The organism is Colwellia sp. MB3u-45 (assembly GCF_014077005.1).
Taxonomy (GTDB): Bacteria; Pseudomonadota; Gammaproteobacteria; order Enterobacterales; family Alteromonadaceae; genus Cognaticolwellia.
Genome location: NZ_JACGVC010000054.1, coordinates 1 through 788, shown reverse-complemented (window position 1 = coordinate 788; position 788 = coordinate 1). Strand labels below are relative to the sequence as shown.

Here is a 788-nt window from a genome sequence, read left to right as displayed (position 1 = left end):
GCTCTGGACGACCTTGTAATCTAAATGAACAACAGCTCTCCCAACTAAGCCAGTACATTCATGATAATAGTATTAAACCCAAAGGCGGAAGGCTCAAAGCACAAACACTTGTTGCTTATATTACTCAAGAATTTAAAGTCGACTATTCAGTTGATAATATTTATCGGCTTTTACATCAGCTAGGCTTCTCATGGATAACGAGTCGGTCAAGGCACCCTAAGCAATCAGATGAAGTACAAGAAGCTTTTAAAAAAATTCGAAATGGAAATGATCCGTACGATCCCGTGGAATGTCAGTCTTAAAAATGTAGATGTGTGGTTTCAAGATGAAGCCCGCTTTGGCCAGCAGAATACAACAACAAGGCTCTGGGCAACAAAAGGAATAAGGCCAAGAGCGGTTAAGCAACAGCAGTTTGAGTATGCTTATCTTTTTGGTGCTGTTTACCCGGCAACAGGAAACACCGAGGCATTAATCGCTCCAATCATGAATATGGATGTGATGGAAAAACACTTATCATTGATCTCCCAAAAAGTTCCAAAGGGACGACACGCCGTTATAGTTGTGGATGGTGCCGCTTGGCATCAAGCCCACTTAACCGAGAAGTTTAATAATTTATCAATCATAAAATTACCCCCTTACTCACCTGAGCTAAATCCTATTGAACAAGTATGGCAATGGCTGAGGCAGAATGAATTAGCGAACAGATGTTTTAGTGGATATGAAGATATTGTTAATGAATGTAGTCGAGCCTGGAATATTTTTGTTTCAGATGCATCTAGGGTGATAGA

The 788-nt window shown here is 40.4% G+C and carries 1 pseudogene; it reads left to right on the top strand.

Features of this window, described 5'->3' with window-relative positions:
• Positions 1-788 (top strand): annotated as a pseudogene (locus H4J41_RS17420) (IS630 family transposase); the annotation flags it as partial.